Origin of the sequence: Neotabrizicola sp. VNH66 (assembly GCF_049445895.1) — a bacterium.
GTDB lineage: Bacteria > Pseudomonadota > Alphaproteobacteria > Rhodobacterales > Rhodobacteraceae > Pseudogemmobacter.
This window is the reverse complement of the sequence record NZ_JBMSDW010000002.1, coordinates 133,751-159,433: the sequence shown is the minus strand read 5'-3', so window position 1 is coordinate 159,433 and position 25,683 is coordinate 133,751. Positions and strand designations below refer to the sequence as shown.

Genomic DNA, 25,683 nt, shown 5'->3' with positions numbered 1-25,683 from the left:
CGGTCCGGCGACTGCCGATCCGGGTGATCGCACCGGGGCTGCGGCGCACGGGCCTGCCCGTCCTGCCCTGCGTCAAGGTCCTGACCCATGGCCCATGCCGGTCTTCCCCGCCCCGCAAGACAGGCGTTGTCTGCCCCGGTCCCGTGTCATTTCGGCGGGCCGGAGGGAAGGGCCGTCGCGGGGCCCCCGGCGGCTTGCGCCTGCGGATGCAGCGGCTAGACTCGGTATCATGTCCGCCAGCCCTACCCCTCCGGTCCTTGACCTCGTCCTGCCTGATGAAGAGGCTGCCCGCATCTTCGGTGCGCGTCTCGGGCTTTGCCTGCGGGCCGGGGATACGGTCCTGCTGTCCGGCCCGGTCGGGGCGGGCAAGTCACATCTGGCCCGCGCCGCGATCCGCGCCCGTGCCGGGGCCGAGATTGACGTGCCCTCGCCCAGCTTCACGCTGGTGCAGACCTATGACACCCCGGGTGCCGAGGTCTGGCATGCCGATCTCTACCGTCTGACCCATCCTTCCGAGGTTGAGGAACTTGGCCTGACCGAGGCCATGACCGCCGCCATCGTGCTGATCGAATGGCCGGATCGTCTGGGCGCCGCAACGCCGCCTTCTGCCATCCGGCTGGAGCTGAGCGTTGAGGGGGAGGGGCGGCGCCTGCGGCTTTGCGGTCCCGCGCGGCTGCTGGACTGTCTCAGGGCCGGGGCCTTGGCATGACCGCGGCGCGTGCGGCGCAGATTACCGCTTTTCTGGCGGCTGCTGGTTGGGGCAATGCGGCGCGCAGCCATCTGGCGGGCGATGCCTCGGCCCGGCGGTATGAGCGTCTGGCCCGCAACGGTGCCCGGGCGGTGCTGATGGATGCTCCGCCCGGCTGCGGCGATGATGTGGCGGATTTCGACCGCATCTCGCGCCATCTGGCGGGGCTGGGCCTGTCGCCGCCGGTGACCTTTGCCGTCGATCCGGCGGCAGGGCTGATGCTGCTGGAAGATCTGGGCGATGATCTTTTCACCGATGTGGTGGCGCGGGATCCGGCCGCCGAAGCGCCGCTTTATCTTGCCGCGGGTGAGGTGCTGCTGACCCTGCAGGCCGCCCCCCCGCCACTGCCGCTGCCCGATCTGTCGGCGGAAGACTGGGCCAGAAGTGCGTCTCTGGCCCCGGAATTCTATGCCCGCGCCGTCACCGGCACCGCACCGGAGGGGCACGGGCTGGAACAGGCGCTGGCCGCCGCGCTGCGCGCCCATGCCGACGGGCCGCGGGTTCTGATCCTGCGGGATTATCACGCGGGCAATCTGCTGTGGCTGCCGGAACGCCGGGGTGCGGCGCGTGTGGGGCTTTTGGATTTCCAGCTGGGTCAGCTGGGCCAGCCGGAATATGATCTCGTCTCGCTGTTGCAGGATGCCCGCCGCGATGTGGCGCCCGCGACCGAGGCTGCGGTGATGCAGCGCTTTGCTGCCGCGCGGGGGCAGACGGTGGAGGCGATTGCCCCGGCCTGTGCCGCGCTTGGTGCGCTCAGGGCGCTGCGCATTCTGGGGATCTTCGCGCGGCTGTGCCTCGTGGCCGGAAAAGACCGCTATCTGGTGCATCTGCCGCGGGTCTGGGATCAGCTGCAGCGCAACCTCTCCCATCCTGCGCTGGCGGATCTGCGGCAGGAATGCGCGATCCTGCCGCCGCCCAGTCCCGAAAACATCGAAAGAATCCGGTCCAGATGCGGCAGCGAACCTTCCCTCTGATGCTGTTCGCCGCCGGGTTCGGAACCCGGATGGGCGCACTGACGCAGACCCGGCCGAAGCCGCTGATCCCGGTCGCGGGGCGTCCGCTCCTGGACCGGGCGCTGGATCTGGCCGGGGAGGCCGGGGCCGCGCCGGTGGTGGTGAACGTCCACTACCTTGGCGCGCAGATCATGGACCATCTGGCGCCGCGGGCGGAGGTGCGGATCAGCGACGAAAGCGCGGAGATTCTGGAAACCGGCGGTGGCTTGCGCACGGCCCTGCCGCTTTTGGGTCAGGGGCCGGTGATGACGCTGAACCCCGATGTGGTCTGGCGCGGCCCCAACCCGCTGTCCCTTCTGGCCGAAGCCTGGGAGCCGGAGCGGATGGATGCGCTTTTGCTGGTGAAAGACCGGGCGGGTCTGCCCGGACGCCGCGGCAATGCCGATTTCACCTTGGCCGATGGCCACATCAGCCGCGCCACCGGAGAAGAGGGCGTGGTCTATCTGGGCGCACAGATTCTGCGGCCCGGTGGGCTTGCCGATATTCCGCAGCGGGTCTTCTCGCTCAACCTCCTTTGGGACCGGATGATCGCCGCGGGCCGGGCGTTCGCGCTGATCTATCCCGGGGACTGGTGCGATGTGGGCAGCCCCGAGGGGTTGGCCGAGGCCGAGACGATGCTGGCCCCGGGACCAACAGCATGAGGTTGGGCCCTGCGGATATGCGGCTGTTCGGCCTGCCGCCCGGCGCGGATTTTCCCGAGCGGCTGGCGACCGGGCTGCTGGAGCGGCTGTCGGGCACACCGCCCGAAGCGCTGGCCCGGGTGACGTTGTTCCTGAACACCCAGCGTCTTCGCCGCCGTTTGCGCACGGCCTTCATGGCGGGCGGGGCCACGCTGCTGCCCCGGATGCGGCTGGTGTCGGAGCTGGGGGCCGATCCGCTGGTGGCGCCTGCCGGGCCTTCGGTCTCGTCCCTTGGGCGGCGGCTGGAGCTGGCGGTGCTGATCGGCCGCCTGCTGGAGGCCGAGCCGGACCTTGCGCCGCGGTTCGCGCTATATGATCTGGGCGATTCCCTTGCCGCGCTGATGGATGAGATGCGCGCCGAGGATGTCCCGCCCGAGCGGCTGATGCAGATGAACCTTGAGGCACATGCCGCGCATTGGTCGCGGACGCGGCGGTTCATCGAACTGGTCGAACGGTTTTTCGGCACCTCGGCCGCCCCTGATGCCGAGGCACGGCAGCGGTTGGCCACGCTGGCGCAGATCGCGCGCTGGCGGGCAGCACCCCCCGCCGATCCGGTGATCGTGGCCGGCTCCACCGGGTCGCGCGGGACGACCGCGCTTCTGATGCGGGCGGTGGCGGGGCTGCCGCAGGGCGCATTGGTGGTGCCGGGCTATGATTTCGACCTGCCTGCCGCGGTCTGGGACAGTATGGATGCCGGGCCGGGAGCCGAGGATCATCCGCAGTTCCGCTATCGCAGGTTGATGCAGGCGCTGGATCTGGCGCCCGGTCAGGTGCTGCCGTGGCAGGATGCGCCGCCGCCCGATCCGCTGCGCAACCGGCTGGTCTCTCTGGCGTTGCGCCCTGCGCCCGTCACCGATCAATGGATCGCCGAAGGGCCGGGTCTGGGTGATCTGACACCGCTGGCCGACAGGGTCACGCTGGTCGAGGCGCCCGATCCCCGCAGCGAGGCGGGTGCCCTGGCCCTGTGCCTGCGGCAGGCGGTGGGGCAGGGGCGGCGCGTCGCGCTGATTTCGCCCGATCGCGATCTTGTCCGCCGCGTCACCGCCGCGCTGGACCGCTGGGGGATCCGGCCCGACGATTCCGGCGGACAACCGCTGCGGCATTCCGCGCCGGGGCGTCTGTTGCGGCTGGTGATGCGGGCCATGGGCACGCGGCCGATGGCGGATGAGCTGCTGGTTCTGTTGAAGCATCCATTGGCCTTTCGCGGCGGCGCCCGGGGGGAGCATCTGCTTCTGACGCGCAAGCTAGAACTGGAACTGCGCAGCAAAGGCCCGGCCTTTCCGGATCCGGCCTTTCTGCAAAGCTGGGCTGCGACCCAGCCCGAGGCGGATGCCGCCCTTTGGGGAGAGCGTCTGGGCCACTGGCTGGAGGATCTGGCGGCGACCGGCCCCGCCCCGCTGGCCGATCTGTCCGCCCGCCACCGCCGCCTGGCCGAGGCGCTGGTCCGCGGCACCGGAACCGAATCGGCGGCTTTGTGGGACCGTGCGGCCGGGCAGGATGCGCAGGCGGCGATGACGGAACTGGCGGAGCAGGCGCCTGCGTCGCTGGAACTGACGCCAGCGGCCTATGCCGAACTCTTCGATGCCATCCTCTCGCGCCGGCAGGTGCGCGAGGCGGTGACGGTGGATTCCAGGGTTGAGGTTCTGGGGGCGCAGGAAGCGCGGGTGCAGGGCGCCGATCTGGTGATCCTGTCCGGGCTGACCGAAGGCATCTGGCCCGCGCAGCCCGCGCCGGACCCGTGGCTGAACCGCAGGATGCGGATGGAGGCGGGGCTTTTGCTGCCCGAACGCCGGATCGGCCTGTCGGCGCATGATTTCCAGATGGCGATGGCGGCGCCCGAAATCGTGATCTCGCGTGCGGCGCGGGATGCCGAGGCGGAGACCGTGCCCTCGCGCTGGCTGAACCGGCTGACAAACCTGCTGGACGGGCTGTCCTCCAATGGCGGGCAGGCGGCGCTTGCGGGAATGCGGGCGAAGGGTCGGGCGCTTCTGGAACAGGCCGCTGCGCTGGAGCGACCGCTGCCTCTGCCGCGCGCGGGGCGCCCCGCGCCGCGCCCGCCTTTGGCCGACCGGCCGCAGCGTCTGTCGCTGACCGAGGTGGAGCGGCTGGTCCGCGACCCCTATGCGATCTATGCCCGCCATGTGCTGCGCCTGCGCCCGTTGTCGCCGGTGCGGCCCTTGGCCGATGCGCGGCTGCGGGGCGAGGTGCTGCACCGCGTGCCCGAGGCGTTCCTGCGCGGTGCCGTGCCTGCCGATCCCGCCGCGGCGGCGGACCGGCTGATGCAGATCACCGATGAGGTGCTGGCCGAAGCGGTGGCCTGGCCTGCCATGCGCGCGGTCTGGCGGGCGCGGATGGCGGACCTTGCGCTGCCCTTTGCCGAAAGCGTGCTTCAGGCCGGCCGGGTGCCCGTCGCGCTGGAGCGGAAGTATGAGATCGACATCCCGGGCCTGGATTTCCGGCTGGTGGGCAAGCCCGACCGGATCGACATGGGCGACGACGGCACCTTGCATATCGTCGATTACAAGACCGGCACCCCCCCCTCGCCCGAGCAACAGAAGAACTTTGCCAAGCAGCTGCATCTGGCCGCGGTGATGGCGCTTCTGGGTGCCTTCCCCGAAGTGGGGCCGCATGACCGGGTGGCCATCGCCTATGTGCAGCTGAAGCGGGACCTGAAGACCGTGGCCGCCACGCTGGAGGCGGAGGATCTGGCCCATGTGCTGGAGGAATTCCGGGCCCTGATCACCGCATGGCGCAATCCGCGCCGCGGCTATACCTCGCGCCGGGCGATGTTCGAAACCCGCGATCAGGGCGATTATGACGATCTGGCGCGCTATGGCGAATGGGATGTGACCGACGATCCCGCGCCCGAGGATGTGCCATGACCGCCGTTCCGCCCCCCGATCCCGCCAGCGCCGCGCAGATGGCGGCGGCTGACCCGTCGGCCAATGTCTGGCTGGTGGCCAATGCCGGATCGGGCAAGACCAAGGTGCTGACCGACCGGGTGGCGCGGCTTCTGCTGCGCGGCACCGATCCGCAGAACATCCTGTGCCTGACCTATACCAAGGCCGCCGCGGCCGAGATGCAGAACCGCCTCTTCCGCCGTCTGGGCGAATGGGCCATGGCCAGCGATGCCGCATTACGCGGCCATCTGGCCAAGCTGGGAGAGGGCAGGGCGCTGGCGCCCGAGGCGCTGGCGCTGGCGCGGCAACTGTTCGCCCGCGCCATCGAAACGCCCGGCGGCATCCGCATTCAGACCATCCACAGCTTCTGCGCAGGCCTTCTGCGCCGCTTTCCGCTGGAGGCGGGGGTCAGCCCTGCCTTTACCGAACTGGACGACCGTTCTGCCGCCCTGTTGCGCAGCGAGATTCTGGAGGAGATGAGCGAAGGTCCCGAGGCCCGGCTGTTCGAAGCGATCCTGTCCGAGGCGGGAGAGCGGGTGGATGACCTTCTGTCCCGCATCACCGCGCGCCGTGCCGATCTGCTGCAGGTGCCCGATGCGGGCGCGTTGCAGGCGGCCTTCGGCGTCCCGCAGGGGCTGGGGGCTGCGGGCCTTCTTGATCAGACCTTCGCGCCCGGCGATGCGCCCGCGCTGGCGGCGCTGATCCCGGCGCTGCGCGGCTCTTCCAAATCCACCGACCAGAAGGCCGGGGCGGTGCTGGCCGGGCTTGCCCCCCCCTGGGACATGGCGGATCTGGCCGTGATGGAGGGCGTTTTCCTGACCGGGGCCAGCGCGAAGGAGCCCTTCACCGCCAAGATCGGCAGTTTCCCGACCAAGGACACCCGCAACGGACTTGGCCCGGTGATGGACCAGATCGAGGGGCTGATGACCCGGATCGAGACGGCGCGTCCGCTGCGGCTGGCCTTGGCCGCGCAGGGCAAGGCACTGGCGCTGCACCGTTTTGCCGCAGCCTTCCTGCGCCGGTATGAGGCCGCAAAGGCCGTGCGCGGCTGGCTGGATTTCGACGATTTCATCAGCCATGCCACCGCGCTTCTGACCGATCCTTCGGTGGCGCCGTGGATCCTGTATCGGCTGGACGGCTCCATCGACCATGTGCTGGTGGATGAGGCGCAGGACACCAGCCCGCAGCAATGGCGGATCATCGCGGCGCTGACCGAGGAATTCACCGCAGGCGAAGGGGCGCGCGACGGGGACCGTTCGCTGTTCGTGGTGGGAGACAAGAAACAGTCGATCTATTCGTTTCAGGGCGCCGATGTGGTCGCCTTTGACGGCTGGAAAAGCCGCTTCGCCGGGGCTTTCGCGGGGGCTGGCCGTCCCTTGCAGGAAGAGCGGCTGGAATTCAGCTTCCGCTCCTCTTCGGCCATCCTTGATCTGGTGGACCGCAGCTTTGAAGGTCCGATGGAGACGGCTCTGGGCGGGGCTTTCCGGCACCGCCCCTTTCACAGCGCCATGCCCGGCCGGGTGGAAATCTGGCCGCCGGTGCCGAAGCCGGACAAGCCCGATCCCGCCGAATGGTTCGACCCCATCGACCTGCGGGGTGAGACGGATGCCGCCGTGGTGCTGGCGGGCCGGGTGGCGGACCGGATTGCCGGGCTGATCGCCGCGGGGGCGCAGATTCCCGATCCTGCCGCGCCGGGTGGGTTCCGCGCAGTCCGCGCCGGGGATTTCCTGATCCTTGTGCAGCGGCGCGGGGCGGTGTTTCAGGCGGTGATCCGCGCCTGCAAGGCCGCCGGTCTGCCGATTGCCGGGCCGGACCGGCTGTCCCTGACCGGGGAACTGGCGGTGCGGGATATCCTCGCGCTGCTGGCCTTCCTCGACACGCCCGAGGATGACCTGTCGCTGGCAACCGCCCTGCGCTCTCCGCTGTTCGGCTGGAGCGAGGCCGCGCTTTACCGGCTGGCCCGCCCGCGCCGCGGCTATCTGTGGGAGGCTTTGCGTCAGGCCGGCCCGTCCGAAACTTTGTCCGTGCTGGAGGACCTGCGCGACCACAGCGACTTTCTGCGGCCCTATGAGCTGATCGACCGGCTGCTTCTGCGTCACGGCGGGCGGGCGCGGCTTCTGGGCCGGATGGGCGAAGAGGTGGCCGATGCGATCGACGAGCTTTCGCAGCAGGCACTGGCCTATGAACGCACCGAAGTGCCCAGCCTGACCGGCTTTCTGGTCTGGATGTCGGCCGGCGATGTCGAGGTGAAGCGACAGGCCGAGGGCGAGGGGCAGGTGATCCGGGTGATGACCGTGCATGGATCGAAGGGGCTGGAGGCGCCGGTGGTCATCCTGCCCGAAACCGCCGACCGGCGGCTGGACGAGAAGGATACGATCCTGCCCCTTGCCCCCGGCGTCGTGACATGGGCCGGACGCAAGGCCGAAGACACCGGCGCGGTGGCCGAGATGAAGGCCACCCGCGCCGCCGCGCGCGAGGCCGAGAATCTGCGGCTGCTCTATGTTGCGATGACCCGGGCGAAATGCTGGCTGATGTTCGCGGGGGCGGGTGACTGCGGCGAAGGATCGTGGCATGGGATCATTACCCGTGGGGCGCTGGCTTTGGGCGCTGTGCCGGATGAGACGGGTGTGCTGCGGCATGAAACCGGCCTCTGGCCGGCCGACAGGCCCGCGGTAGAGCGGCCCGTGGCAGGAACCGCTGTGCCGGCTTTTGCCCTGACCCCGCCACCGCCTGATCCGGGGCCGCTGAAGGTGCATCTGCCCTCAGGCCTTGGCGGGGCGGCGGTGCTGGAAGGGGCGCTGCTGGGCCTGCCGGAAGAGGAGGATGCGCTGGACCGCGGCACGGCGCTGCATCTTCTTTTGCAGCACATGCCGGACCTGCCCGCGGAGGAATGGCCTGCGCTGGCTCTGCGTCTGGGGGCTTCGGAGGCGGTCCTTCTGGAGGCGCGCGCCCTGATCACCGCGCCGGATCTGGCGTGGATCTTCGGCCCCGGCAGCCTGCCCGAGGTGGAACTTTCGGTGCCCTGGGGCGGGGGGGTGCTGGCCGGGGCCGCCGACCGTCTGGTCGTGACAGCGGAGGTTGTCACGGTCATCGACTTCAAGTCGAACCGCAGCCTGCCCCCCACCCCCGAAGCCGTGCCCGAGGCTTATCTGCGTCAGCTGGGCGCCTATGCCCATGCGCTGGCGGCGATCTACCCCGGACGCAGGATCGAGGCCGCCATCCTCTGGACCCGCAGCGCGGTTCTGATGCCGCTTCCTCCCGCAATCGTGAGCGCGGCACTGGCGCGGGCCGCCATCGCTTGACGCGGCCGGGGGGCGTGCCTACCTTTCTGCCACTGCATCCCCACAGGAGAATGATCATGGGCGAGGCCACCGTCGCCGTCAGCGACGCCACCTTCGACGCGGAAGTCCGCCAGTCGGATATCCCCGTTGTCGTCGATTTCTGGGCCGAATGGTGCGGTCCGTGCCGCCAGATCGGTCCCGCGCTGGAAGAGCTTGCCGCCGAATATGCGGGCAAGGTCAAGATCGTGAAGGTCAATGTGGACGAAAACCCCGAAAGCCCTGCCGCCCTTGGCGTGCGCGGCATTCCGGCGCTGTTCATGTTCAAGGACGGCGCAGTGGTGTCCAACAAGGTGGGCGCCGCGCCGAAGGCCGCGCTGGCCAACTGGATCCGCAGCGCGATCTGATCTGCCATCCCCAAGCGGATGAAACGGGCCCTGCGGGGCCCGTTTGCAATTCGTCCGGTCTGTGCTTGGCTGCAATCGTCGATATCGGATCCGGAGGCCCAGATGACCGACCCCCTGCGCATCTTCCGCAAGCTGGCCCTGATGAACCGGCTGGCCAATGCCCGGCTGCACCGGGCCTGTGCCGCCCTGCCATCCGGCGCATATGAGGCGGAGCGGCCCTCCTTCTTCGGCTCTATCCGGGCGACGCTGAACCACATCCTCTTGGTAGACCGCTTCTATCTCAACGCGCTGGAAGGGCGGGGGCTGGATCGTGCCGATCTGGAGGAAGCACGGAATTGCCCGGATCTGCCGCAACTGGCGCTGTGGCAGGCGCAGTCCGATGACCGGCTGATTGCCTTTGTCGAGGGTCTGTCGCCGCCCGCGCTGGAGCGTATCGTCACCGTGGACCGCGGCACGCGCGCGCAGCATGACCGCTGTGACGATCTCTTGTCCCATGTCTTTCAACACCAGACCCATCACCGCGGGCAGGCGCATGGCCTTTTGTCGATGACGCCGGTTCCGCCGCCACAGCTGGACGAATTCATCGTGGGCGATGACGCTGCGGCCCGCGCTGCGGATATGGCGGCGCTGGGCTGGGACGAGGCCCGGCTGATGCAATAAGCCTTGCCTTCAGGCCCGCCCTGACGCAGCCTGCGCCGCAAAATCCTGCCGGGGCGAAGGTCTGGCCATATATTTGAGGTTTGAAATGTCTTCTCCTGTTTCCTTCACCCGGCGGGGCAACCTTGGGATCATCCTGATCGACAATCCCCCGCTGAATGTGACATCGCAGGCGGTTCGTGCCGGGCTTGAGACGGCGCTGGATGCCGCTTTGGCGGCGGGGGTCAGCCGGGTCGTGCTGACCGGGGCGGGGCGGACATTCGTGGCCGGGGCGGATGCGCGGGAGTTCGACGCCCCGCCGCAGCCGCCGCATCTGCCCGGGATTGCAGCGCGGATCGAGGGGTTTCCCGTGCCGGTGGTGGCCGCGATCAACGGGGCCGCTCTGGGCGGGGGGCTGGAGCTTGCGCTGGCCTGTGCGGCGCGGGTGGCGGCGCCCGGCGCGGTTCTGGGTCTGCCGGAAACGACTTTGGGCCTTGTGCCCGGCGCGGGCGGCACGCAGCGGCTGCCGCGGTTGATCGGCCTTGCCGCCGCGCTGGATCTGATCCCCGAGGGGCGCAGGATCCCGGCGGATGAGGCGCTGCGGCTGGGCCTTGTCGATGCGGTGGAGGCGGATGCCGTCGCCGCCGCTGCCGCTTTGGTCCTGCCGGCCCGGGCCGCCAGCGGGGCCCTTCCGCCGCCCGCGCCGGACGCTGCAAGGATCGAGGCCGCGCGCAAGGCCATTGCAAAGCGTCTGCCGGGCCAGACCGCCCCGCAGCGCGCCATCGACCTGATCGAAGCTGCCTGCACCCTGCCTCTGGCCGAAGGGCTGGCGCAGGAGCGGGCGGTGTTTCTGGAGCTGAAGGCCGGCGACCAGTCCGCGGCCCTGCGACATTTGTTCTTTGCCGAACGTGCCGCCATGGGACAGGGCCGCACTGGCGGGGCAGAGACCTGCACCGCGGTGGTGGTGGGTGGCGGCACCATGGGGGCGGGCATCGGCTATGCGCTGGCGCAGGCGGAGATTGTGGTCACGCTGGTCGAGACGGACGAAGCGGCGGTCGCCCGCGCCCGGGGCAATGTCCGCGGGCTGTACGATCAGGCGGTTGCCCGTGGCAAGGCCACAGCCGAAGCGGCGGCGCAGGAGATGGAAGCGCGCTTCACCTTCCGCGCGGGCTATGAGGACCTGCCACCCGCCGATCTGGCGATCGAGGCGGTGTTCGAGGACCTCGACGTCAAGCGCCGGGTCTTTGCCGCGCTGGATGCGGCTTTGCCCGAGACGACGATTCTGGCCACCAACACCTCCTATCTCGATCCGAACCGCATTGCCGAAGGATTGCGCAGCCCCGCCCGTTTTCTGGGTCTGCATTTCTTCAGCCCTGCCCATGTGATGAAACTGGTCGAGGTGATCCGCGCGCGCGACACCGCGCCGGAAACGCTGGCCACGGCGCTGCGGCTGGCGGGGCGTCTGGGCAAGATCCCGGTGGCGGCCGGTGTCTGCGACGGGTTCATCGGCAACCGCATCCTGACGCGCTATCGCCAGTGCTGCGATGTGATGCTGCTGGAGGGCGCGCTTCCGGCGCAGGTCGATGCCGCTATGCGCGGTTTCGGCATGGCGATGGGGCCTTATGAGGTGCAGGACCTGTCCGGTCTGGACATCGCCTATGCCAATCGCAAGCGGCTGGGATGGAAGACGAAGCCGGGGTTTCGGTATATCCCCATCGCCGACCGCATCGTCGAGGAAACCGGCCGTCTGGGCCGCAAGACCGGCGCGGGCTGGTATGATTACGGCGGGGGCAAACCTGTGCCCTCGGCGCGGATCGAGAAGATCGTGACCGAGGAATCCCTTCGCGCCGGAATTGCCCGGCGTGCCTTTTCCGATCAGGAAATCGTGGAGCGCGCCACGGCCGCCATGGTGGAAGAAAGCCTGCGCATTCTGGACGAAGGCATCGCCGCCGAAGGCGCGGACATCGACCTCGTGCTGGTCCACGGCTATGGCTTTCCCCGCTGGCGCGGTGGTCCCGTCCATTGGGCCAACCGGCTTGGCCTTCAGGTTCTGCGGCAGCGTATCGAGGCCTATGCCAAAGAAGATCCGTTGTCCTGGAGCCTGCCGGAGCGGTTGAAAGGCGCGGCACCTTGGGGCGCCTGATCGCGGTGCAGCGGAATCCTTAACATGCAGTTGCATGTTTAAGGCGGCCATGTTACCTGCCGCAAAAAGCCAGGCCCCACTCTTCCGGGTGATCGACCCAGCAATCCCCTCTTCCTTTCCGGAGATTGCCCATGGCCGCCCCGCTGCCCCGCCTTGCCCTGCTTCTGTCCGGCGCCGCTTTTGCCGCGATGCCCCTTCCGGTTCTGGCGCAGGAGCCGGTGCTGCTGGGGACCATCCTGCTGAACCCGGCCCACAGCCGGGCGCAGGATCCGGACGGCAATGCCGCGGACCGCGGCAACAGCCAGTATGTGGCCGAGGCGGAACTGGACCGGGCCCGGATGGGCGATCTGAAAGACCTGTTTGCAGGCATCGCCTCGGTCTCGGTCGGGGGGGCGATCCCGGTCGCGCAGAAAATTTTCGTCAATGGCGTGGACATGCTGAACCTTGCGGTGACGGTGGACGGCGTCAGCCAGAACAACCGGCTGTTCCACCACGTTTCGGCCAATGCCTTTGACCCGGGCCTGATGAAATTCGTCCGTGTCGACTCCGGGGCCGCGCCCGCCGATGCGGGTCCGCATGCCATGGCGGGCGCTGTGGTGATGGAGACGGTGGACACGGGCGACATTCTGGACGAGGGGCAGACCATCGGCGGCAATGCGCGGCTGTCCTATGGCGACAACGGCAATACGTTCGGCCGGTCGGCCACATTGGCCGGCCGCGCCGGCGGGTTCGAATGGCTGGCCTATGGCAAGCGGATGACCGGCGACGATTACCAGACCGGCGCCGGCACCACGATTGCGGGCAGCGCCGCCGATCTGACCACCGCGCTGCTGAAGCTGGCCTATGAGACGCCGGACGGCCACCGGTTCGAGCTTTCGGGCCAGCAGATGAACGACGACGCGCTGCGCCCCTATCGCGCCAATTTCGTCAGCGACGGCCGCCCCTTCCCTTTGCGCCGCTATGATACCGAGCGGCAGACCTGGGCCTTCAGCTATGAAAACACCAAGGCCGCGGGCCTGTGGGACCCGCGCTTTACCCTTGGGCATTCCAGTGTGGATCTGGGTGTGGATCAGCCGCTGACCCCCGCGCTTGGGGTCAGCCGGGGCAAGACCGACACCCTGTCCGGCAAGATCGAGAACCGCTTCCACCTGTCGGGCGAGAACACCGTCACCGTGGGTCTGGACTGGTATGATCGCGAAAGCCGCTACAGCGATGCCTCCACCTCCGGCATCACGGAAAGGGCACGGAACACCGGGCTGTTCGTCCAGGCCCGGATCGAACCGACCGAGACGCTGTCGCTGTCCACCGGCCTGCGCTGGGACCGGCAGGATTTCACCGGCACGAATGGCTGGAGCGATACCTTCTCGGGCTTCAGCGGCAATCTCTCCGCGGCCTGGCAGGTGACAGAAGCCGTGACCCTGCGCGGCGGTGTGTCCTCGGTTTTCGGCGGGGTGACCATTGAAGACAATTTCATCTTCAATCCGGCATGGGATTACAGCGCACTGACCGCCTCCCGGTCCGAGAACTATACCCTCGGCCTCGACTACGAAGCCGGTGATTTCAGTCTGGACGCCGAACTGTTCCTGACCCGGCTGAATGATGTGCGGCTGGCCAGTTTCCGGGTGAACGGCACCGGAGATGCCGAAAGCCGCGGCTATAATCTGGGTCTGGGCTACGGCTGGGACGGCGGCTATCTGCGGGCCAGCTATTCGCACAGCAAGATCAAGGTCAACGGCAGCGCCTCTGACAGCTATGCTGCGGTGGACCTGGGGGCGCCCCTCGGCGGGGTGCTGTCGCTGGAGGTGCAGCACACGCCCGACGGCAGCGCCTTCACCTTCGGCGGCAGCATCGACGCTGCCACCGGCTATGACGAACAGGCGGTCAATGCCGATCAGGGTCTGCCGGGCTATGCCGTGCTGAACCTCTTCGCCGAATGGGCGGCCCCGCAGATCGAAGGGCTGACGATCCGGGCCGAAGTCAACAACGTCTTCGACAAGCAATATGCCGACCGGGCGACCTATGGCGCGGATTATTCCAGCGTGACGCCGTTCTATGAACCCGGGCGCACGGTGCAGATCGTTGCCGCGATGAAGTTCTGATCTCCTCTCGGATCAGAGGTAAAGGGGCGGGCGCGGGGCAACCCGGCCCGTCCTTTGCGTTCATCCGTAAAGCCGGTTCAGCACCCGCAACAGGCCATAGGCCTCGTCCGTGGACAGCCGCGGACCAAAGGCATGCTGGATGCGGTCGTTATAAACCTTCCAGACCTTGGCATGCAGGCCCTGCGCGGCCGGGGTCAGGAACACCCTTTGCGCCCGCCCCGCCCCGGCCTGTGCTTCGCGGCGGATCAGCCCGGCCTTCTCCATCCGGGCAATATGGCGCGACAGCGTGTATTGCGGCAGGAACAGCCGTTTCTGCAACACCAGCATCTGGATACCCGCCTCGCCCGCCTCTTCCGCGGCAAGCAGGATTTCATACCAGACCGGATCGGCCAGCCCGAGCGCGCGAAGCTCTTTCTCGATTTCGGGCAAGGTGGTGCGCTGGATGCGCAACAGCGCAAAGAACACCCGGTTGTAGGCCGTCCGTGCATCGTCATCGCCGAATTGCGGCGGGCCGGGTGGCGGGTCCGGAAAGGGGCTGGCGGGCATAAAGATCCTGCGGCGGCTCTGGCCCGGCCTTGATAGGCGATCACGGCGCCGGGGGGGAGGGGTGGCTTTGCCCGCCTTGTGCCGCTGCGGCCCGGGCGCCATATAGGGCGGAACGGAATCCAGGGGGCGATCCATGGCCGAAGACAAATTCCCGGGCTGGCACGGCACGACCATTCTGGCCGTGCGCAAGGGCGGCCGCGTGGTGGTGGCAGGGGACGGTCAGGTCAGCCTGGGCCAGACCGTCATCAAGGGCACCGCGCGCAAGGTGCGGCGCCTGTCGCCGGGCGGGCGCGATGTCGTCTGCGGCTTTGCCGGGTCCACCGCCGATGCCTTCACCCTGCTGGAGCGGCTGGAGAAGAAGCTGGAATCCGCGCCCGGGCAATTGGCGCGGGCCTGTGTCGATCTGGCCAAGGACTGGCGCATGGACAAATACCTGCGCAATCTTGAGGCCATGCTGATCGTCACCGACGGGACCGATCTCTTCGTCATCACCGGCGCGGGCGACGTGCTGGAGCCGGAGCATGACGTGGCGGCCATCGGCTCGGGCGGGAATTACGCGCTGGCCGCCGCGCGCGGGCTGATGGAGACGGACCTGCCCGCCGAGGCGGTGGCCCGCAAGGCCATGGCCATCGCGGCGGATATCTGCGTCTATACCAACGGCAATCTGACGGTGGAGAGCATTCCGAAATGACTGCGCCCGAGCTGATGCCCGAAGACCTGCGCGCCGCCGTTCAGGCCGGCATCGTGACCGAGGCGCAGGCCGCCAGCCTGAAGGCACTGATCGACGGCCGCGCCGGGCGCCGCGCCCAGATGCCCGCCGAGGATGAGCCGTTCGAATTCTTCCGTGGCTTCTCGGAAATCTTCATCTCGCTGGGGCTGATCCTGCTGATGGCGGGGATCGTGGGCATTCTGGTGCTTGCCGGCGGGGCGGTGGTCCTGATCGCCCTGCCGCTGATCGTGGCGGCCATCGCCTTCTGGTGGGCCTTCTATTTCACGCGCAAACGGCGGATGAACCTGCCGTCCATGGTGCTGGCCATCGCCTATGGCAGCGGTGTCTGGCTGGGGATCTTCGCGATCCTCCTGTCGATGGATCTGCAATCCCGCGCGGTTGTTCTGGTGCCCTCGGTCGTTGCGGTGCTGGCGATGGCGGTCTGGTATCGCGTCTTCCGCCTGCCGTTCAGTGCCTTCATTCTGGGGCTGTTCGCGCTTGCGGCGGTCTATACGGCCACGGCCTCGGTCGATGCCTTGGGCGGGTTCATCGAAGGCAGCCGCACCGGGTTTGGCGGGTTCTTCGACCTGCGCGAAAGCCCGGCCTTCGCGTTGGCAACGCTGGGCTTTGGCCTGGCTGCCTTTGTCGCGGGCATGTGGTTCGACCTGAAGGACCCGCACCGGCTGGGCCGTCATGCGGCCACCGGCTTCTGGCTGCATATGCTGGCCGCGCCCGCGCTGGTGAACACTATTGCGCTCACGCTCTATAACACGGGCGGCGGTCTGGGGATCGCGCTGCTGGCCGGGGCGCTGGTGGCGATCACGCTTCTGGCGCTGATCATCGACCGCCGGTCGTTCCTGACCGCGGCCATCGGCTATATCGCCATCGTGATCACATGGCTGCTGGGGGGAGAGGATCTGGACACCTGGGTGGCTATCCTGATCCTGCTGGGCGCCTTCATCACGGCCATCGGCACATGGTGGGTGCAGTTGCGGGCGGCGCTGCTGCGGGCGCTACCCGACTTCCCCGGCAAGCGGCGCCTGCCGCCCTGGGCGGCCGCCTGAGCGGCGACCGCCGGGCGCGCGGTTACGACAGGCGGACCTCTGCCACGTTGTCACGGTAGCTTTGCTTCGGGTCGACCCCAAGGATGGCCTTGATTCCCGCCATCAGGCTGGACCCGTCGCGCCAAATCTGTGCCTCTTCCGGGTCGAACCGCAGCAGGGCCAGCGTCGGATCTTCCTTGCCGCCTTCATACCATGCGGCGATGAAGGGGTTCCACAGCCGCTCGATCACGGCGCGGTCGTTGTCCAGCACCAGACGGCCGTGGATGCAGGCAAACAGCTTGTGTCCCTTGTCCGCGAAGGTCGCCACGGCGCGGCTGTCCTGCCGGACCTGCTGCACCAGTTCGGTTTGGGTCGAGCTGAAGAACCAGATCGGCCCATGGTCCCCTTCGGTCAGGGCGGTCATCGGGCGGGTATGCGCCTCATCGACACCGGCCAGACCCAGCATCGTGGTGCGGTCGGACTTTACGGCTTTCCAGAGTTCACGGGTCAGGTCTTCGGGCGTCGGCATGGCGGCGGCTCCTTTGGGGTGAAACTGCCGGATCAACGGCCTGTCGCGGCAGAAGTTCCCCGCGCCGCGGCGCCCGCGGGCCGCATCGGTTGAAACCCGCCGGTCCGCGCAATAGGTATGGGGCTGCCGCAACGGCCAACCGAAGGGCCCCGCATGACCGACCTGACCCCCCGCGAGATTGTCTCGGAACTGGACCGTTTCATCATCGGCCAGCGTGATGCCAAGCGCGCCGTCGCCGTGGCCCTGCGCAACCGCTGGCGGCGCAAGCGTCTGGCGGATGATCTGCGCGATGAGGTTTACCCGAAGAACATCCTGATGATCGGCCCCACCGGCGTGGGCAAGACCGAGATCAGCCGCCGTCTGGCCAAGCTGGCCCGCGCGCCCTTCCTGAAGGTCGAGGCGACGAAATTCACTGAAGTGGGCTATGTCGGCCGCGATGTGGACAGCATCATCCGCGATCTGGTGGATGCCGCCATCGTCGACACCCGCGCCCATATGCGCGAGGAGGTCCGCGAAAAGGCCCGCCGCGCCGCCGAGGAACGGGTGATCGACGCCATCGCCGGCAAGGACAGCCGCGACCAGACGCGCGAGATGTTCCGCAAGAAGCTCCGCTCGGGCGAGCTGGACCAGACCATGATCGAGATCGAGGTCAGCGAACCCGGCCCCGCATTGCCGATGATGGGCGGCATGCCCGGCATGGAAAGCCAGATGCAGGGCCTGCAGGACCTGTTCGGCAAGGCATTCCAGCGCACGAGCCGCAAGAAGGTGACCGTGGCCGACAGCTATGAGCTTTTGATGGGGCAGGAGGCGGACAAGCTTCTGGAGGATGAGGCGGTGAAGCTCGCGGCGCTGACGGCCGTGCAGGAAAACGGCATCGTCTTTCTGGACGAGATCGACAAGATCTGCGCCCGCGCCGATGCCCGCGGTGCCGATGTCAGCCGCGAAGGCGTGCAGCGTGACCTTCTGCCGCTGATCGAGGGGACGACGGTTTCCACCAAATACGGCCCGGTGAAGACCGACCATATCCTCTTCATCGCCTCGGGCGCGTTCCATGTGGCCAAGCCGTCGGATCTGCTGCCCGAGTTGCAGGGCCGCTTGCCGATCCGGGTGGAACTGGGTGCGCTGACCGAGGATGACTTCGTCCGCATCCTGACCGAGACCGACAATGCCCTGACCCGGCAATATGCCGGGCTGATGGCCACCGAAGAGGTGGCGGTGACCTTCACCGAAGACGGGATTGCCGCCATTGCCCGCATCGCCGCCGAGGTGAACCGCAGTGTCGAAAACATCGGCGCCCGGCGGCTTTACACCGTGATCGAGCGGGTGTTCGAGGATCTGTCCTTCACCGCGCCCGACCAATCGGGCATGGCGGTGGTGGTGGATGCGGAATTCGTCGAACGGAACGTGGGTCAGCTGGCCCGCTCTGCCGATATTTCGCGCTACGTGCTCTGACGCTCAGGTCAGCGGCGGCAGCCCCGCCGCTTCCCTCAGGGCGGGGGTGCGCACATCCAGCTCCTGCCCGATCAGCCCATCGGCCGCAGCCGTGCACAGCCAGGCCACCATCTGCGCGGGCTGTTCCGCGGGGGCCAGCGCCGACCGCGGCATCTGCGACACCGGATTGATCCCCGAAGCCCGGATCTGCCCCTGCATTCCGGTGTCGATGGTTCCGGGTGCCAGACCGAAAACGCGGATGCCCTGCGCGCCATATTCATGGTGCACCGATTTCGTCAGCATCGCCAGCGCGGCCTTCCCCGCGCAATAGGCGGCCCAGCCCTCTTGCGGGCGATGCGCCGCGCCCGAGGAGATGTTGACAATGCTGCCCCGTCCCCGCGCCAGCATGGCGGGCAGCGCCAGCCGGATGGCGTCGAATTGTGCGGTGACATTGGTATCAAGGCTGGCGGCAAAATCCTCGGTCGACAGATCGGTGATCCGGCCGATGGGCGTGACGACTGCGGCATTGTTTACAAGGATGTCAAAGCCCGCCGACAGGACCTCTGCCAGCCCCGGCCGGTCGGTGATGTCGCAGACCACGGCCCGGGCGCCGGTGTCCGCCAGATCGGTCAGCGCCTTGTCCCGGCTTTCCGGTGTCCGCACGGTAAAGGTCACCTGGACGCCAAGCGCGCTCAGCGCCCTGACACAGGCCAGACCCAGCCCGCGGGCCCCGCCGGTGACAAGCGCGGTCTGGCCGGAAAGCGGCCCGGAAGAGGGGGTGTTCATCATATGATCCTGTATTTTCCGTCCGGGTTTAGCCCGCCTCTGGGCAAAGGTCACCTGTTTTGCCGCGGGGATGTTTCAGCCGCGTGATCGCCGCCGCGCAGCCCGGGCTTGACCCGGGACCGAAGCCCGGCAATGCAGGAGGCATGAAGTGGCTGGTCAAGATTCTTCTGGTGCTGTCCCTTGCCGCCTGCGCGCCGCGCGGCAGCTTTGTCAATGTCGCTGACCTGGCCCCCGACGTGGCCGCCCGCGCCGTGGAGACCGGGGTGCCGGAACAGATCTTCGTCGGAACCTCGCGCAAAGAGGATGCCGGGGCCTTCGGCTATGGCCGCTCGGATATGGCCAGCTTCCTGCGCTATGACATTCTGGTGCCTCAGGATCGCAAACTGGGCGAGGTGACCTGGCCGCGCAACGCGAAGCGGGCCGATCCGTCAAAGGACTTTCTGACGCTTGCGGATCAGGAATATGCCAATGCCGCCGCCTTCCGCAGCGACCTGCGCGCCGCGATGACCCGGCGTGGTCAGCGCGAGGTGGTCGTCTATGTCCATGGCTTCAACAACACCATGGCCGAAAGCGTCTATCGCGTGGCCCAGATGCACCACGACCTGAAGGTGCCGGGCGTTGCGGTGCATTACGCCTGGCCCTCGCGCGGCTCGGCGCTGGCCTATGTCTATGACCGCGATTCCGCCCTGTTCGGCCGTGACGGGCTGGAACAGCTGCTGTCCGAAGTGGCGGCCGCAGGTGCGACCCGCATCTTCATCGTGGCCCATTCCATGGGCGGCGCCCTGACGATGGAGACGTTGCGGCAGGCGTCGATCCGGGGGGATCGCCGGGTGATCGACCGTCTGGGCGGTGTCATCCTGATCTCGCCCGATCTTGACGTGGACCTGTTCCGGTCGCAGGCGCGGGCCATGGGCAAGCTGCCGCAGCCTTTCCTGATTTTCGGCAATACCAAGGACACCGTGCTGAACCTGTCCTCCAAACTGTCGGGCCAGCCCGACCGGCTGGGCAATCTGAAGGATCTGACCCCGCTGGCGGATCTGGAGGTCACCTATCTGGACACCGCCGCCTATTCTCAGGGGTCGGGGCATTTCAATCTGGGCACGTCGCCCGCGCTGATCCAGCTTTTGGGCGGTATTTCCAATATCGACGCGGCCTTCCGGGCCGAGGCTGCCGCCCGTGTGGGGCTTTTGCCCGGGGTTGTGCTGACGGTACGCAACGCCACGGCGATCGTCCTCGCCCCGGTCGAGGCGGTTGCCACCGGGAACTGATCCTCCCGCCGCGCCTGCGGCGGCTGGAGGCGCCTCCGGCGGGGATATTTGGACCAGTATGAAAAGCTGACCCTCCGCTTCGGGCCGGGCGTCGCGCGCCACCCGGGGGAAGCGGAGGGCCTTTCACACTGGACGGTCATCGGCGTCCCCGCCTGTACCGTGCAGGAAGGCTCTGCGATTCGTCTTTCATACTGGTTAAAATATCCCGGGGGTGAGGCGCTTTGCGCCGAGGGGGCAGCGCCCCCTTTCGCCGGTCAGCGCAAGGCGCGGCCCTTGATGATGGCATCCTTGCCGAACTTTTCGCGGATCGCATCCGTCGCCCGTTCGGCGGCGGCGCGGCGCCCGGCCTGCGGGTCCAGCAGGTCGCCGCCGCGGTCGGCCTCCGCCTCGGGCGCAAGGTCCGAGATGCCGACACCGATCAGTCGGAACGGTCCCTGCGTTCCGGCCTGATCCAGCATCGCCCGGGCCGCGCGATAGATGCGGTCGGCCAGCTGGGTGGGATCGTCCAGCGCGTGGCGCCGGGTGATCAGCCGGAAATCGCCGCGTTTCAGCTTCAGCGTGACGGTGCGCCCGGCCAGAGCCTTGGCCTTCGCGCGATCCGCCACCTGCTCCGACAGCCGCCACAGATGGCCGTCCAGCAGGTCGGGGTCGGAGGTGTCCTCAAAGAACGTCGTCTCTTTCGAGATCGACTTCAGCGCGGCATCCCTGCTCACGCGACGCCGGTCTTCGCCCCGCGCCAGATGCCACAACCGTTCCCCCATCTGGCCGAAGCGGGCGGTCAGGTCGGGCTTTTCCCAGCGGCGCAGGTCGGCGATGGTGCGGATGCCTGCACCTTCCAGCGCCGATTGCATCGCGGTGCCCACGCCCCAGATGATCCGCACCGGGCGGGGCATCAGAAAAGCCTCGGTCTCGGCACGGCCGATCACCGAAAACCCCCGCGGCTTGTCGAGATCCGAGGCGATCTTGGCGAGAAACTTGTTGTGGCTGAGCCCGATGGAGCCGGTGACGCCGATCTCCTCCTCCATCCGCTTCGTCAGCTGCGCCAGCAGGACGGCGGGCGGCGCGCCATGCAGGCGTTCGGTGCCGGACAGGTCCAGAAACGCCTCATCCAGCGACAGGGGCTCGATGGCGGGGGTCAGCCCCTCCATCAGCGCGCGGATCTGGCGGCTGACCTCGACATAGACCTGCATCCGCGGCTTCACCACCACCGCCTCGGGGCAGAGTTTCAGCGCCTGAAACATCGGCATGGCCGAGCGCACGCCCTTGATCCGCGCCAGATAGCAGCAGGTCGAGACCACGCCCCGCTGCCCGCCGCCCACGATCAGCGGCTGGTCCCGCAGCGCCGGATTGTCGCGCTTTTCCACGCTGGCATAGAAGGCATCGCAATCCATATGCGCGATGGACAGGCTGTTCAGCTCGGCATGTGCCACCACACGCGGCGACCGGCAGCCCGGGCAGCGGGTGCCGGTGTCGAAACGGGTCAGGCAATCGCGGCAGAGGCTGGGCATGGGGCCATCATACGCCTGCGCCGCGCGGGTGCCTAGCGGGCTGCGGCCTCGGCGGCGGCGCGGATCTCGCTCAACGTGGCGGAGGCGGTCAGCGCTTCGGGGTCCAGCCGCAGTTCGATGACGGCGGGCAGACCGGAGGCCCGGGCCCGGGCGAAAGCCTCGGCGAAACCGGCCGTTTCGGTCACCGTCTCGCCATGGCCGCCATAGGCGCGGGCCAGCGCGGCGAAATCCGGGTTCGCCAGGATCGTGCCGGAGGTGCGGCCGGGATAATGCCGTTCCTGATGCATGCGGATGGTGCCGTAATGGCCGTTGTTCGCCACCACCACGATGGGCGTGGCGCCATGCTGCACGGCGGTGGACATCTCGTTCAGCGTCATCTGGAAACAGCCGTCCCCCGCAAGGCAGACCACCACCCGGCCCGGCGACAGAAGCGAGGCCGAGACGGCGGCGGGAAAGCCGTAGCCCATGCTGCCCGAGGTGGGCGCCGCCTGCGTGGCCCAGCCCTTGAAGCGGAAATAGCGGTGCAGGAAGGCCGCGTAATTCCCGGCGCCGTTGGTCAGCACGGCATCTTCGGGCAGGTTCTCGGACAGCCAGCGGATCACCTGTTCCATCTGCACCGCGCCGGGGGTGGGACGGGGGGTCTGCCACGCCTCATATTCGGCACGGGCGGCGGCGGTCCATGCTTGCCAGCGCGCCTTGGTGTCCGCGGACGGGGCGGCGGCCAGCGCGGCGGCCATCTGGGCCGCGGGGACGGCGATCCCCAGATCGGGACGCCAGACGCGGCCCAGCTCATCCGCGTCGGGGTGGATGTGGATGATCCGGCGACCGGGGGCGGCGGGCGTCATCAGCTCATAGCTGCGGGTCATGCTGTCCGAGATGCGGCAGCCAAGCGCGATGAGCAGGTCACAGTCCTGCAACCGCCGGCCCAGTGCGGGGTTCATGCCGACGCCAAGATCGCCGGCATAGGCCGGGTGACGGTTGTCGAAATGCCCCTGCCGCCGGAAGGACACCGCGACCGGCAGGCCCCAGCTTTCGGCGAAGCGTTGCAGATCGGCAGCCGCTTCGGCCGACCAAAGACTGCCACCCACCACCAGAAGCGGGCGTTCGGCGGTGGCCAGCATATCGGTCACCGCCTGCACCTGCGCAGCCGAGACGGCGGGCGGCACCGGGGCGGGCGGCGGCAGGTCCGCCACATCGGCGCGGGAGGACAGCATATCCTCGGGCAGGGCCAGCACCACCGGGCCGGGGCGGCCCGAGGTGGCGATGTGGAAGGCGCGGCTGATGTATTCCGGCAGGCGGGCGATGTCGTCGACCTCCGCCGCCCATTTCGCCAGCGGGCCGAACATCGCGCGGTAGTCCACCTCCTGAAACGCCTCGCGGTCGCGGTGGCTGCGGTCGATCTGTCCGACGAAGAGGATCATCGGCGTCGAATCCTGCCGTGCCACATGCACCCCGGCCGAGGCATTGGTGGCCCCCGGCCCGCGGGTGACAAAGCAGATGCCGGGCTGCCCGGTCAGCTTGCCCGCCGCTTCGGCCATCATCGCGGCGCCGCCTTCGTGGCGGCAGACCACGTTTTCAATGCCGGAGGCATAAAGCCCGTCCAGCGCGGCCAGAAAGCTTTCCCCGGGAACCGAGAAGACGCGCGTGACCCCATAGGCCTTCAGGTGATCGACCAGAATCTGTCCGCCATGCCGCATCTGCCTGCTCCCTCTCCGGACGCCGTTCTCCCATGGCTATCGCCAACGGCAGGCGGGGTGAAGGGGGATCTGCCCGCAGGCTGTCCGGCAAGCGGACACCCCGGTCACTGCGGCCTTCGCCCGGCCCGGCAGACGTGCAAGGGTGCGGGACAGCGCGACAGGAGAAAACCATGCTGGACCCGATTCCGCCCGAGGGTTGGCCCGAAGATCTGGCGGATCTGCGGCAAGGCTTTGCCGGACGGCTGAATGTCTACGGGCTGATGGCGCATCACCCGGCGCTGCTGCGGGGCTGGGCAGGGTTCCGGGCGCATGTGGTGGTGGAGACGGCGCTGACCCCGCAGCACAGCGAGGTGGTGATCCTGCGCTGCGGGCATCGGCTGGGGTCCGATTACGAATGGGCCCATCATGTCAGCCGCGGGCGCAAGGTGGGGCTGACCGATGCCCGGATTCTCTCGCTTCGGGGTCCGGTGGAGGCGATGGCAGAGGATGACCGCATCCTGTGCATCGCGGTGGATCAGCTCTTCGACCGCCGCGGACTGGACCCGGCCACGCAGCAGGCGCTGGCCGCGCTGACGGGTGTGCGGGGGATGCTGGACCTGATGGCCACGGTGGCGCATTACAGCCTTCTGGGGTTCCTGCTGAACAGCTTCGGTGCCCCCCTTGATGCCGATGTGGCCGCGGAACTGGCGGCCAATCCCATCGGCTGACCGCCGGGGAGGGCGCGGCATGGCAAAGACGGGCGAAGGCGGGCAGGGATCGGACGGCGTGCGCGCGCTTCTGCGCGGGCTGGAGATCCTGCGCCATGTCAACGCCCTGGGCGCCGCCCGGCCCGGAGAGATTGCCCGTGCGTTGAACATCCCGCGGCCCACCGTCTATCGCCTGCTGCAGACGCTGGAGGAGGCGGGCTATGTCGCCTTTTCCGCCAGTTCCAATCTGGCCCGGGTGACGCGGCTGGCGGCATCCTTGGGCGAAGGCACCGCCATGGACAGCGAATTGTGCCGGGTGGCCGCGCCGCTTCTGGCGGAATATGCCGCGCGGCTGGTCTGGCCGCTGGACCTGACGGTCTATGACAATGCCGCCATGGTCATTCAGGAAACCACCCATGGCCGGTCGCCGCTGTCCATCGACCGGGCGATGATCGGCTACCGGCTTCCGGTGCTGCGCACCTCTGCGGGGCGGGCGTATCTGGCCTTCTGCCCCGAGGCCGAACGCGCGCTGATCGTGGATCATCTGCGCCGTCTGGGTGATCCTGCCGACATGTTCTTTCTGGAGGGCAGCTGGCTGGACCGCATGATGGCCGAGACCCGCGCCCGCGGCTATGCCCTGCGCGATGCCGGGGAATTCCGGGCCCAGACCGCCTCGCTTGCGGTGCCGGTGCGGGCGGGCGGGGCTGTGCTGGGCTGCGTATCCCTTATCTGGATCCGCACGGCCCTGAAAACCGCCAAGGCCGTCGAGACGGCTGCCGAACCTCTGGCCGAGCTTGCCAACCGGATTGCGGCCGCGCTGGAGGCATGATGTTCTGATGCGGTGCTGCGGCGCCCCCCATCCGGAGAAGACGATGAAACTCTTCCATTCCCCCGGCTCTTGCTCGCTCGGGATCCGTATCCTGCTGGAACTGGCAGAGGTGCCGTTCGAGACGGTCACCGTCTCCATCGCGCAGGGTGCGCATCGGGCGCCGGAGTATCTGGCGCTGAACCCCAAGGGCAAGGTGCCTGCGCTGTTGCGGCCGGATGGCACGCTGCTGACAGAATTTCCGGTGATCGCGCTGTGGATCGTCCGCACTTTCCCCGAGGCGGGGCTGCTGCCCGGTGGCGATGATGAATATCGCGCGCTGGAGATTGTGGAATATGTCGTCTCGACCGTGCATATGCGCGGCGCCACGCTGGCCATGCGGCCCGAGAAATTCGCCGCGGATCCGGCCGCCCAGAAGGAAGTCCGCGCCCACGGTCTTGCCGTGGTGGCCGAGGGGCTGGAGGCTCTTTCGGCCCGGCTGGACGGACGCGACTGGTTCTTCGACCGGCCGGGGCTTGCCGATGCGGCCGTGTTCTACCTGCTGAACTGGAAAGACCGGATGGGTGTGACGCTGCCCGCCAATCTGGCGGAATTCCATCAGCGGATGGCCGCTTTGCCCGCGGTGGCGCGCGCGCTGGCCTGACCAGAACTGTCCGTCACGCGGACAGATTCGTCGCCCGTCTGGCCGCGGCCTGCCGGCCTTCCTAAAGCTTTGCCCGGGAGTTGGAATTTACCGGGGGAAGCCATGCG

Annotated in this window: 21 protein-coding genes; 16 read left to right on the top strand and 5 right to left on the bottom strand. The window is 68.2% G+C overall.

Translation table 11 applies throughout. From position 1 onward, the window contains the following. Positions 1 to 229: 229 nt before the first annotated feature. The 9 genes from tsaE to ACO2Q5_RS03225 all read left to right on the top strand — a co-directional run bounded on the left by tsaE (position 230) and on the right by ACO2Q5_RS03225 (position 13,904). Positions 230 to 709, top strand: coding sequence for a tRNA (adenosine(37)-N6)-threonylcarbamoyltransferase complex ATPase subunit type 1 TsaE (tsaE, locus tag ACO2Q5_RS03265; protein ID WP_423288160.1), 480 nt, complete (start codon positions 230 to 232; stop codon positions 707 to 709). Next, a complete protein-coding gene (locus ACO2Q5_RS03260; RefSeq protein WP_423288159.1) occupies positions 706 to 1,722 on the top strand; it encodes an aminoglycoside phosphotransferase family protein in 1,017 nt (338 codons plus the stop codon). The genes tsaE and ACO2Q5_RS03260 overlap by 4 nt, the downstream gene beginning before the upstream one ends. Continuing rightward, entirely contained in the window at positions 1,698 to 2,402 is a 705-nt protein-coding gene (locus tag ACO2Q5_RS03255; RefSeq protein ID WP_423288158.1) for a nucleotidyltransferase family protein, read from the top strand. The genes ACO2Q5_RS03260 and ACO2Q5_RS03255 overlap by 25 nt, the downstream gene beginning before the upstream one ends. Beyond that, on the top strand, positions 2,399 to 5,323 hold the full coding sequence (gene addB, locus ACO2Q5_RS03250; RefSeq protein ID WP_423288157.1) for a double-strand break repair protein AddB: 2,925 nt from the start codon (positions 2,399 to 2,401) through the stop codon (positions 5,321 to 5,323). The genes ACO2Q5_RS03255 and addB overlap by 4 nt, the downstream gene beginning before the upstream one ends. After that, positions 5,320 to 8,643, top strand: coding sequence for a double-strand break repair helicase AddA (addA, locus tag ACO2Q5_RS03245; protein WP_423288156.1), 3,324 nt, complete (start codon positions 5,320 to 5,322; stop codon positions 8,641 to 8,643). The genes addB and addA overlap by 4 nt, the downstream gene beginning before the upstream one ends. Before the next feature lie 56 nt (positions 8,644 to 8,699). Continuing rightward, positions 8,700 to 9,026 (top strand): thioredoxin, encoded by a 327-nt coding sequence (gene trxA / locus ACO2Q5_RS03240; RefSeq protein WP_423288155.1) that lies wholly within the window; start codon positions 8,700 to 8,702, stop codon positions 9,024 to 9,026. Positions 9,027 to 9,128: 102 nt separating this feature from the next. Beyond that, positions 9,129 to 9,686: a DinB family protein gene (locus ACO2Q5_RS03235; RefSeq protein WP_423288154.1), complete on the top strand. Its 558-nt coding sequence runs from the start codon at positions 9,129 to 9,131 to the stop codon at positions 9,684 to 9,686. 85 nt (positions 9,687 to 9,771) lie between these two features. After that, complete coding sequence (locus ACO2Q5_RS03230) at positions 9,772 to 11,805, top strand: 3-hydroxyacyl-CoA dehydrogenase NAD-binding domain-containing protein (RefSeq protein ID WP_423288153.1); 2,034 nt, start codon at positions 9,772 to 9,774, stop codon at positions 11,803 to 11,805. Positions 11,806 to 11,936: 131 nt separating this feature from the next. Continuing rightward, complete coding sequence (locus ACO2Q5_RS03225; protein ID WP_423288152.1) at positions 11,937 to 13,904, top strand: TonB-dependent receptor plug domain-containing protein; 1,968 nt, start codon at positions 11,937 to 11,939, stop codon at positions 13,902 to 13,904. Positions 13,905 to 13,964: 60 nt separating this feature from the next. Here the strand turns inward: ACO2Q5_RS03225 and ACO2Q5_RS03220 are convergent, their stop codons facing one another. Continuing rightward, entirely contained in the window at positions 13,965 to 14,450 is a 486-nt protein-coding gene (locus ACO2Q5_RS03220) for a MarR family winged helix-turn-helix transcriptional regulator (protein WP_423288151.1), read from the bottom strand. Between the two features lie 133 nt (positions 14,451 to 14,583). Between ACO2Q5_RS03220 and hslV the strand changes: the two genes are divergently transcribed. Both hslV and ACO2Q5_RS03210 read left to right on the top strand, forming a co-directional pair. Beyond that, positions 14,584 to 15,141, top strand: coding sequence for an ATP-dependent protease subunit HslV (gene hslV, locus ACO2Q5_RS03215; RefSeq protein ID WP_423288150.1), 558 nt, complete (start codon positions 14,584 to 14,586; stop codon positions 15,139 to 15,141). Next, on the top strand, positions 15,138 to 16,223 hold the full coding sequence (locus ACO2Q5_RS03210) for a hypothetical protein (RefSeq protein WP_423288149.1): 1,086 nt from the start codon (positions 15,138 to 15,140) through the stop codon (positions 16,221 to 16,223). The genes hslV and ACO2Q5_RS03210 overlap by 4 nt, the downstream gene beginning before the upstream one ends. 22 nt (positions 16,224 to 16,245) lie before the next feature. On the opposite strand, the gene ACO2Q5_RS03205 is transcribed toward ACO2Q5_RS03210, so the two are convergent. Continuing rightward, on the bottom strand, positions 16,246 to 16,731 hold the full coding sequence (locus tag ACO2Q5_RS03205; RefSeq protein ID WP_423288148.1) for a pyridoxamine 5'-phosphate oxidase family protein: 486 nt from the start codon (positions 16,729 to 16,731) through the stop codon (positions 16,246 to 16,248). Between the two features lie 153 nt (positions 16,732 to 16,884). On the opposite strand from ACO2Q5_RS03205, the gene hslU reads away from it, so the two are divergent. Further along, positions 16,885 to 18,183, top strand: coding sequence for an ATP-dependent protease ATPase subunit HslU (hslU, locus tag ACO2Q5_RS03200; protein WP_423288147.1), 1,299 nt, complete (start codon positions 16,885 to 16,887; stop codon positions 18,181 to 18,183). A 3-nt stretch (positions 18,184 to 18,186) separates the two neighbouring features. Here hslU and ACO2Q5_RS03195 read toward each other — a convergent pair whose 3' ends face one another. Next, the gene (locus ACO2Q5_RS03195) at positions 18,187 to 18,948 is read right to left on the bottom strand and encodes an SDR family NAD(P)-dependent oxidoreductase (RefSeq protein ID WP_423288146.1); all 762 of its coding nucleotides are present in this window, start codon (positions 18,946 to 18,948) and stop codon (positions 18,187 to 18,189) included. A gap of 143 nt (positions 18,949 to 19,091) precedes the next feature. Here ACO2Q5_RS03195 and ACO2Q5_RS03190 point away from each other — a divergent pair, with 143 nt between their 5' ends. Continuing rightward, positions 19,092 to 20,216, top strand: a complete 1,125-nt coding sequence (locus ACO2Q5_RS03190) for an alpha/beta hydrolase (protein ID WP_423288145.1) — start codon at positions 19,092 to 19,094, stop codon at positions 20,214 to 20,216. Positions 20,217 to 20,470: 254 nt separating this feature from the next. On the opposite strand, the gene ACO2Q5_RS03185 is transcribed toward ACO2Q5_RS03190, so the two are convergent. Beyond that, positions 20,471 to 21,724, bottom strand: a complete 1,254-nt coding sequence (locus ACO2Q5_RS03185; protein ID WP_423288144.1) for a DNA polymerase IV — start codon at positions 21,722 to 21,724, stop codon at positions 20,471 to 20,473. A gap of 32 nt (positions 21,725 to 21,756) precedes the next feature. Continuing rightward, complete coding sequence (locus ACO2Q5_RS03180) at positions 21,757 to 23,421, bottom strand: thiamine pyrophosphate-binding protein (protein WP_423288143.1); 1,665 nt, start codon at positions 23,419 to 23,421, stop codon at positions 21,757 to 21,759. A 170-nt stretch (positions 23,422 to 23,591) separates the two neighbouring features. Here ACO2Q5_RS03180 and ACO2Q5_RS03175 point away from each other — a divergent pair, with 170 nt between their 5' ends. From ACO2Q5_RS03175 to ACO2Q5_RS03165, 3 genes are read left to right on the top strand one after another with little or no spacing between them, the layout of a single operon-like run. Beyond that, the gene (locus ACO2Q5_RS03175; RefSeq protein ID WP_423288142.1) at positions 23,592 to 24,128 is read left to right on the top strand and encodes a carboxymuconolactone decarboxylase family protein; all 537 of its coding nucleotides are present in this window, start codon (positions 23,592 to 23,594) and stop codon (positions 24,126 to 24,128) included. Between the two features lie 19 nt (positions 24,129 to 24,147). Further along, positions 24,148 to 24,936 (top strand): DNA-binding transcriptional regulator, encoded by a 789-nt coding sequence (locus ACO2Q5_RS03170; protein ID WP_423288141.1) that lies wholly within the window; start codon positions 24,148 to 24,150, stop codon positions 24,934 to 24,936. Positions 24,937 to 24,979: 43 nt separating this feature from the next. Next, a complete protein-coding gene (locus ACO2Q5_RS03165; protein ID WP_423288140.1) occupies positions 24,980 to 25,576 on the top strand; it encodes a glutathione S-transferase family protein in 597 nt (198 codons plus the stop codon). Positions 25,577 to 25,683 lie beyond the last annotated feature (107 nt).

What these genes read in the sequence shown, in the direction of transcription:
- tsaE (WP_423288160.1), top strand. Translation starts at nt 230, where the DNA reads ATGTCCGCCAGCCCTACCCCTCCGGTCCTTGACCTCGTCCTGCCTGAT.
- ACO2Q5_RS03260 (WP_423288159.1), top strand. Translation starts at nt 706, where the DNA reads ATGACCGCGGCGCGTGCGGCGCAGATTACCGCTTTTCTGGCGGCTGCT.
- ACO2Q5_RS03255 (WP_423288158.1), top strand. Translation starts at nt 1,698, where the DNA reads ATGCGGCAGCGAACCTTCCCTCTGATGCTGTTCGCCGCCGGGTTCGGA.
- addB (WP_423288157.1), top strand. Translation starts at nt 2,399, where the DNA reads ATGAGGTTGGGCCCTGCGGATATGCGGCTGTTCGGCCTGCCGCCCGGC.
- addA (WP_423288156.1), top strand. Translation starts at nt 5,320, where the DNA reads ATGACCGCCGTTCCGCCCCCCGATCCCGCCAGCGCCGCGCAGATGGCG.
- trxA (WP_423288155.1), top strand. Translation starts at nt 8,700, where the DNA reads ATGGGCGAGGCCACCGTCGCCGTCAGCGACGCCACCTTCGACGCGGAA.
- ACO2Q5_RS03235 (WP_423288154.1), top strand. Translation starts at nt 9,129, where the DNA reads ATGACCGACCCCCTGCGCATCTTCCGCAAGCTGGCCCTGATGAACCGG.
- ACO2Q5_RS03230 (WP_423288153.1), top strand. Translation starts at nt 9,772, where the DNA reads ATGTCTTCTCCTGTTTCCTTCACCCGGCGGGGCAACCTTGGGATCATC.
- ACO2Q5_RS03225 (WP_423288152.1), top strand. Translation starts at nt 11,937, where the DNA reads ATGGCCGCCCCGCTGCCCCGCCTTGCCCTGCTTCTGTCCGGCGCCGCT.
- ACO2Q5_RS03220 (WP_423288151.1), bottom strand. Translation starts at nt 14,450, where the DNA reads ATGCCCGCCAGCCCCTTTCCGGACCCGCCACCCGGCCCGCCGCAATTC.
- hslV (WP_423288150.1), top strand. Translation starts at nt 14,584, where the DNA reads ATGGCCGAAGACAAATTCCCGGGCTGGCACGGCACGACCATTCTGGCC.
- ACO2Q5_RS03210 (WP_423288149.1), top strand. Translation starts at nt 15,138, where the DNA reads ATGACTGCGCCCGAGCTGATGCCCGAAGACCTGCGCGCCGCCGTTCAG.
- ACO2Q5_RS03205 (WP_423288148.1), bottom strand. Translation starts at nt 16,731, where the DNA reads ATGCCGACGCCCGAAGACCTGACCCGTGAACTCTGGAAAGCCGTAAAG.
- hslU (WP_423288147.1), top strand. Translation starts at nt 16,885, where the DNA reads ATGACCGACCTGACCCCCCGCGAGATTGTCTCGGAACTGGACCGTTTC.
- ACO2Q5_RS03195 (WP_423288146.1), bottom strand. Translation starts at nt 18,948, where the DNA reads ATGAACACCCCCTCTTCCGGGCCGCTTTCCGGCCAGACCGCGCTTGTC.
- ACO2Q5_RS03190 (WP_423288145.1), top strand. Translation starts at nt 19,092, where the DNA reads ATGAAGTGGCTGGTCAAGATTCTTCTGGTGCTGTCCCTTGCCGCCTGC.
- ACO2Q5_RS03185 (WP_423288144.1), bottom strand. Translation starts at nt 21,724, where the DNA reads ATGCCCAGCCTCTGCCGCGATTGCCTGACCCGTTTCGACACCGGCACC.
- ACO2Q5_RS03180 (WP_423288143.1), bottom strand. Translation starts at nt 23,421, where the DNA reads ATGCGGCATGGCGGACAGATTCTGGTCGATCACCTGAAGGCCTATGGG.
- ACO2Q5_RS03175 (WP_423288142.1), top strand. Translation starts at nt 23,592, where the DNA reads ATGCTGGACCCGATTCCGCCCGAGGGTTGGCCCGAAGATCTGGCGGAT.
- ACO2Q5_RS03170 (WP_423288141.1), top strand. Translation starts at nt 24,148, where the DNA reads ATGGCAAAGACGGGCGAAGGCGGGCAGGGATCGGACGGCGTGCGCGCG.
- ACO2Q5_RS03165 (WP_423288140.1), top strand. Translation starts at nt 24,980, where the DNA reads ATGAAACTCTTCCATTCCCCCGGCTCTTGCTCGCTCGGGATCCGTATC.